The 6687-nt window shown below is 41.3% G+C and carries 6 protein-coding genes; 2 read left to right on the forward strand and 4 right to left on the reverse strand.

Annotated features, from left to right (window positions below; genetic code table 11):
• The first annotated feature begins 239 nt into the window (after nt 1-239).
• Nucleotides 240-1295: a 4-hydroxyphenylpyruvate dioxygenase gene (gene hppD, locus B2727_RS15035; protein ID WP_004807569.1), complete on the forward strand. Its 1056-nt coding sequence runs from the start codon at nt 240-242 to the stop codon at nt 1293-1295.
• 68 nt (nt 1296-1363) lie between these two features.
• On the opposite strand, the gene B2727_RS15040 is transcribed toward hppD, so the two are convergent.
• From B2727_RS15040 to fahA, 4 genes are all read right to left on the reverse strand, one after another.
• The gene (locus B2727_RS15040) at nt 1364-2143 is read right to left on the reverse strand and encodes an IclR family transcriptional regulator (protein ID WP_033133021.1); all 780 of its coding nucleotides are present in this window, start codon (nt 2141-2143) and stop codon (nt 1364-1366) included.
• Nucleotides 2144-2426: 283 nt separating this feature from the next.
• Entirely contained in the window at nt 2427-2975 is a 549-nt protein-coding gene (locus B2727_RS15045; protein WP_033133022.1) for a VOC family protein, read from the reverse strand.
• Nucleotides 2976-2994: 19 nt separating this feature from the next.
• Nucleotides 2995-3627, reverse strand: coding sequence for a maleylacetoacetate isomerase (gene maiA, locus B2727_RS15050; protein WP_033133023.1), 633 nt, complete (start codon nt 3625-3627; stop codon nt 2995-2997).
• Complete coding sequence (gene fahA, locus B2727_RS15055; RefSeq protein WP_033133024.1) at nt 3614-4918, reverse strand: fumarylacetoacetase; 1305 nt, start codon at nt 4916-4918, stop codon at nt 3614-3616. The genes maiA and fahA overlap by 14 nt, the downstream gene beginning before the upstream one ends.
• A 356-nt stretch (nt 4919-5274) precedes the next feature.
• Here fahA and B2727_RS15060 point away from each other — a divergent pair, with 356 nt between their 5' ends.
• Entirely contained in the window at nt 5275-6663 is a 1389-nt protein-coding gene (locus B2727_RS15060) for an amino acid permease (RefSeq protein WP_033133025.1), read from the forward strand.
• Nucleotides 6664-6687 lie beyond the last annotated feature (24 nt).

Genomic DNA, 6687 nt, shown 5'->3' on the forward strand with positions numbered 1-6687 from the left:
TCTTGTAGCATGAATTTATAGCTGAGAGCCAAGATCAAGAATCATGATTTCTTCATTTGGCTGACTTATGGACGGAAAGGGCTTTAATACGGATGCTTTTACATACTTATAAAAACACCGGTCGCCTTTTCTGATAACGCATGTATAGGTTGATGCTTTTAGATAGCGATTAAGCAATTGAAGAATAAGACCTATACAGAGCATTAAACGGATGAATTTATCTAAATAAGGGAAACTAGATGGACATTTTAGATAACCCATTAGAATTATGTGGTTTTGCTTTTATTGAATTTGTTTCGACGGAAAACGGATTAGATCAGATCTTTGAGACCATCGGTTTTTCTAAAGTCGCAAAGCATAAGTCTAAAAAAGTTTATTTATGGCGTCAGGGTAATATCAACATTATCTTGAACTACCAGCCTGAATCTTATGCTTCATTCTTCTTTAAAGAACATGGCCCTTCAGCCTGTGCAATGGGTTTTAGAACTCGTGATGCAGCCAAAGCATTTAGCAAAGCCGTGGAGCTTGGTGCAGAACCAATGTATTCACAAGCTGGGCCAATGGAATTAAATATCCCTGCGATCAAAGGGATTGGTGGCATGCCAATTTTCCTTGTTGATCGTGATATCTATGAAAATGACTTTATTTTCTTTGATGATGCAGACAGAAATCCAAAAGGTGCGGGCCTGAACGAAATCGACCATTTAACTCATAATGTCTATAAAGGACGTATGGAGTATTGGGCGAACTTCTACGAAAAAATCTTTAACTTCCAAGAAATCCGCTACTTTGACATCAAAGGCGAATATACAGGTTTAACCTCTAAAGCCTTGACTGCGCCAGATGGCATGATTCGTATTCCACTGAATGAAGATTCAGACAAGGGCAACGGTCAAATTGCAGAGTTCTTGGCAGATTTTAATGGTGAAGGCATTCAGCATATCGCGTTTATTACCGATGACCTGCTTTCAACATGGGACAAGTTAAAAGGGATTGGTATGCAGTTTATGACTGCACCACCTGAAACCTACTATGAAATGTTGAAAGAGCGTTTACCTAATCATGGTGAGCCAACGGAAGAACTGCAAAAACGCGGTATCTTGTTGGATGGCAATACCAAAGATGGTCAGAAAAAACTGTTGTTGCAGATTTTCTCGCAAAACATGCTTGGGCCTGTGTTCTTTGAATTTATTCAACGTAAAGATGATGATGGCTTTGGTGAAGGCAACTTCAAGGCATTGTTTGAATCCATCGAACGTGACCAGATCCGCCGTGGTGTACTAGAAGCAAAATAATTCAGCTCAAAGCTTGAAACAAAAAAGCCAAGAAGTTTGCTTCTTGGCTTTTTTATATGGATGAATTATTAACGGGTTTGAATATATTGATTGATTGCTGCAACTTCACGTTTAAACAGTTCTAAGTTCTCGCTGCCCTCATGAACTGAGAAAAACATTTCACTGTCCAACGCGACAATACAAAACTCCATTGAATGATGCGCATTAAAGATCGGTAGACCCACTGCATTAATCCCGACCAAAAGATCACCCTGAGCAATCGACATGCCATGTTGCAGGACATTCTCTTTGAGTAATAGAAACTCATCCCAATCAGTCGGTCTAATCGGGTAATGGTTATGAGCCGCTTTTTCCCATTCCGCTTGCATCAACGGCTTAATCACGGCTTCAGGCATATAAGAGGCAAACACACGACCCGCTGCGGAATTGACCAATGGCATGATCGAACCAACCTTGGTCACGATTGAAATTGGATGGTTGGATTCAATCGATTGAACCACTAAAGGCCCTTTGGGCGACCATTTACTGATTTGAATACCACAGCCAATCTTGTTTTGTAATTCATAAATCAGGTGCTGAACCAGCTGTAATACATCGGTATGCTGGATACAGTTCAAGCCTAAACGCCATGCTTGATCGCCTAAGGCGTACTGACCATCGGTGAGCTGCTTGGCGTAATTCATGCGAATCAGACTGACCAGATAACGGTGTACCTTGGCAGGGTGCATATCCAGTTTGCTGGATAGGTCTTTTAATATAATGGGCTTGTTATGCTCTAAAAGGGCATTGAGTACCGCTAAACCGACCTCAAGTGATTGAACCCCACCAGATAACTTTTCTTCAATCATTCAATAACCCTTAAGCTGCGTGCTTTCACGCCGTGTTTGTTGCTGTCAATCATGGACAATTTACATCCAGCACATAATGCCTGAGCAGTTGGCAAAATAGAAATCATCTTTTTAAATGAATCAAATTGGTGAATTGCATAAGCATACAATTGTTTTTAGAGAGATTGCACGCTATTTTGCTGAGCCTACTATGCCTTAAAAATATACAAAATGCTTTAAATTTAGACCATAAAAAAAGGCATTAACATTTTACAATGCTAATGCCAAATTCATGGAACTGAATTTATGCACCGAGTTCATCTTCGTGTAAGAAATGAGTATGGTGTGGTGCACGTTTGGTGCGACTCCACTCATCCAGCATTTCTAATTTCATTTCTTCGGTAATTCGTGCAATCTTGGCATCGGCATTGACATCATTATAGGTCAGTTCCAGACGATGACCATTTGGATCGAAGAAGTAAATCGAGTGGAAGATACCATGGTTGGTCACCCCTAATACCTTCACGTCATTGGCTTCGAGATGTGCTTTTGCTGCCATCAGCGCATCTAAATCTTCCACTTCAAAAGCAATATGCTGTACCCATTGTGGTGTGTTTTCATCACGGCCCATATCTGGTTGCGTCGGCAGTTCAAAGAAGGCCAATACATTGCCTTGGCCCGCATCTAAAAACAAATGCATGTACGGATCAAAGGCTTTGGTGGATGGCACATGGTCTTCTGCAAAGGCCAGAATGAAATCCATATGCAGCATTTTTTTGTACCATTCGACGGTTTCTTTCGCATCTTTACAGCGATAAGCCACATGATGAATTTTTTTAATTGCAAAGCTCATGATAAAACTCCTTTTATCTCTATTCCCAATCTGGTTGTTGTTCTGGGGTCGCATTCAAGAATGCGGGAAGGGTTAAACAATGTTGGTAGATCGACTCAATCTTGGGAAAAGCACTTAAATCAATTTTAAAGCGCTTGGCGTTGTAGACTTGAGGAATCAAGCAGCAGTCTGCAAAAGTTGGCTGTGAGCCAAAGCAGAATTGCCCATTGGAATGCTGTAATTGCATTTCTAAGCTGTGAAAGCCTTCTAAAATCCAATGTCTGTACCACAGCGTTTTTTGCTCATTACTGATCGCAAGATCGTTTTGTAGATACTTCAACACTCTCAGGTTATTGATCGGATGAATATCACAGGCAATGCTTTGTGCAAAGGCACGAACTTTGGCACGTTCAATCAGATCTTTGGGTAACAGCGCTTTGGCTGGATAACGTTCTTCCAGATATTCCAAAATGCTGAGCGACTGGGTAAAGACCTGATCTTGGTCAAGTAGTGTCGGCACCAACTGACTTGGATTGAGGGCACGATAACTTGCCAGTTGCTGCTCATTTTTAACGAGATGCACTGCTTCAGTTTCATAGGGCAATGCTTTTAGGTTAAGCGCGATACGTACCCGATAAGCCGCAGAGCTACGAAAGTAACTATACAGTTTCATAACGCTCGTCCTTTTGTTGATTAAAACGAAAGTGACGTGCTGGTAAAATGGTATTGGCAACTTCGCCAAAGCCCACGCGGATTCCATCTTTTTCACAGTAGCCTTTCATCACAACACGGTCACCATCTTCCAAGAAGCCACGCTTTTCGCCGTTGCAAAGGTTGAGCGGTTTGGTGGTATTCCACGTCAGTTCCAGTAAGCTGCCATAAGAATCTTCAGTTGGGCCTGAAATTGTGCCTGAACCCATTAAATCGCCGACTTGGACATTACAGCCTGCAATAGTGTGATGGGTCAGTTGCTGTGCCATTGACCAATACATATATTTGAAGTTGGTTTGGCAAATCACATTAGACTGTGAAGATTGAGGGGTTTGAACTTCAACACTAAGCTGAATATCATAGCTGTTTGCGGTGTTTTCTTGTAGATAGCCTAATGGTTTTGGTTGTTGCTCCGGACCTTTGACTTTAAATGGTTCAAGCGCTTCCATGGTCACCACCCACGGTGAGATGGCACTGGCAAAGGTTTTGGCATTGAAAGGACCTAAAGGGACATATTCCCATTGTTGAATATCACGTGCTGACCAATCATTCAGCAACACCATACCGAAGATATGTTCCCATGCATTTTCAATGGCAATCGGCTCGCCCAATTCAGTTGCTTTACCCACGACAAAAGCAGTTTCTAATTCAAAGTCGAGTTTACGGGTTGCCGAGAACATAGGACGTTCTTCATTCGGTAATTTGATTTGTCCTGAAGGGCGCACAATGTCTTTACCGCTGACAATCACAGAACTGGCACGACCGTTATAGCCGACAGGCAATTCGCTCCAGTTCGGCAATAGCGCATTTTTAGGGTCTCTAAACATGGTACCGACATTGGTGGCATGTTCTTTCGATGAATAGAAGTCGGTATAGCCAGGTACATGAATCGGTAAATGTAAAACCACATCTTCTTGTTTAAACAAGACTTGCTGACGTAAATCTGCATCATCACGTAAGGTCGGATTTTCCGCAGACAATAAGCTTTGCACAGTGCTGCGAACCGTATGCCAATTGTGTTTGCCTGTTTCAATAAATTTATTCAATGTTGGCTGATTAAAGCAGTTTACTGTTGTGAGCTGTAATAAGCCTTTTTGCTCTAATGCGGCAAGGTCAAGCACCCATTCACCAATTGCAACGCCAACGCGTTTTTCACCTTGTGCTGTCTCGCTGAAAATGCCGTATGGCAAATTATGTATTGTGAAATCTGATTGGGCATCAATCTCAAGAAAAGAAGTTAAATGATGTGCCATGATTCGCTTTCCTTGTCTTTAATTCTGTCGGTCTAATCTGGTTATTTAGGGAGTGTTTTGATTAAGCGATTGAAAGATAAAATGATGTATAGGTTTTTATCGGTCAATTCTAGTTTGCTTAGAGCAAAAATCCCTGTGTCTTAATTTCTATCATACTGAAAATAATTAATTACGCAATACATAATTTAATTACATTATTCATAATATTTGTTATTTGTTGAATTTTCTGTTTATATGCGCGGTTATTCGAAAAGTGAATTAATTATTTTTCGGGTTAGATATAGGCATTTGTGATTAACTTATGATATACGTAATTTTAGACAGAAAAATTACGCGACACGGATGAGAATAATCATATGTCAAAACAGGAGCAAGGAAACCTGAACCCAGGTTTAAGCAATCGGCATATCCAGCTTATTGCGCTAGGTGGTGCGATTGGCACAGGTTTGTTTCTAGGTATCTCACAATCGATTAAGCTGGCTGGCCCATCGGTCATTCTGGGTTATGCGATTGCAGGGCTCATTGCATTTTTAATGATGCGACAGTTAGGTGAAATGGTGGTACAAGAGCCAGTCAGTGGTTCATTTAGCCATTTTGCTTATAAATACTGGGGCTCATTTGCAGGTTTCATGTCAGGTTGGAACTATTGGGTACTCAATGTGCTGGTCTGTATGGCTGAGCTCACGGCGATTGGGTTATATATTCAATATTGGTGGCCTGAAATCCCGACATGGGTTTCGGCATTGGCCTTTTTTATCTTAATTAACGGTATCAACCTTTTGCATGTCAAGTTTTTTGGTGAAATGGAGTTTTGGTTCTCTATCATCAAAATTTTAGCAATCTTGGCCATGATTGGTTTTGGTTCGTATTTACTTGCAACAGGAACAGCAGGGCCACAAGCTGGTATCAGTAATCTTTGGGCATTGGGTGGATTCTTTCCATTTGGTGTAGAAGGTCTGGTCATGGCCATGGCAGTGATCATTTTCGCCTTTGGTGGAATTGAGTTATTTGGTATCACTGCGGCAGAAGCACGTGATCCTGATAAAACCTTGCCGAAAGCAGTGAATCAAATTATCTATCGTATTTTGATTTTCTATATTGCAACGCTTTTCATCTTATTCGCACTGTTCCCTTGGAACCAAATGGCGCAAGGTGGTAGCCCATTCGTGATGGTCTTCGCATCATTGGATAGCCAAGGCGTTGCAACAATGTTGAACTTTGTGATCTTAACTGCGGCTGTATCTGTTTATAACGGAACCAGCTATTGCAGTAGCCGTATGTTATTGGGCTTGGCTCAACAAGGTAATGCACCTAAGTTCCTTCAGAAAATCAACAAACGTGGTATTCCAACCAATGCGGTTTATGTATCTGCATTCGTTACGGTACTGTGTGTGTTGTTGAACTATGCATTCCCTGCGAAAGCATTTGGTTTGTTAATGATGCTGGTGGTTGCAGCGATTGTGATTAACTGGGTGGTGATTTCATGGACGCATTTAAAGTTCCGTAAGGCCATGCAAGCACAGGGTGTCACTACCAAGTTCCCAAGTATTGCTTATCCATTTAGTAATTATCTGTGCATGATCTTTATGTTGGGTATTCTCGTGGTGATGTCAATGACTGCGGATATGCGGATCGCAGTCATGATGATTCCCGCATGGATTCTGTGTTTAATGCTAGCCTATTATTTGAAACAGCGAAAATTAAGAAATGCTCAGCCGAGTGTGGCTTTAAATACGGATGTTTAACTTTCAAAGCGGATATGTAAAAAA

This window comes from Acinetobacter sp. UBA991, from assembly GCF_002292065.1.
GTDB lineage: Bacteria > Pseudomonadota > Gammaproteobacteria > Pseudomonadales > Moraxellaceae > Acinetobacter > Acinetobacter higginsii.

What these genes read in the sequence shown, in the direction of transcription:
- hppD (WP_004807569.1), top strand. Translation starts at nt 240, where the DNA reads ATGGACATTTTAGATAACCCATTAGAATTATGTGGTTTTGCTTTTATT.
- B2727_RS15040 (WP_033133021.1), bottom strand. Translation starts at nt 2,143, where the DNA reads ATGATTGAAGAAAAGTTATCTGGTGGGGTTCAATCACTTGAGGTCGGT.
- B2727_RS15045 (WP_033133022.1), bottom strand. Translation starts at nt 2,975, where the DNA reads ATGAGCTTTGCAATTAAAAAAATTCATCATGTGGCTTATCGCTGTAAA.
- maiA (WP_033133023.1), bottom strand. Translation starts at nt 3,627, where the DNA reads ATGAAACTGTATAGTTACTTTCGTAGCTCTGCGGCTTATCGGGTACGT.
- fahA (WP_033133024.1), bottom strand. Translation starts at nt 4,918, where the DNA reads ATGGCACATCATTTAACTTCTTTTCTTGAGATTGATGCCCAATCAGAT.
- B2727_RS15060 (WP_033133025.1), top strand. Translation starts at nt 5,275, where the DNA reads ATGTCAAAACAGGAGCAAGGAAACCTGAACCCAGGTTTAAGCAATCGG.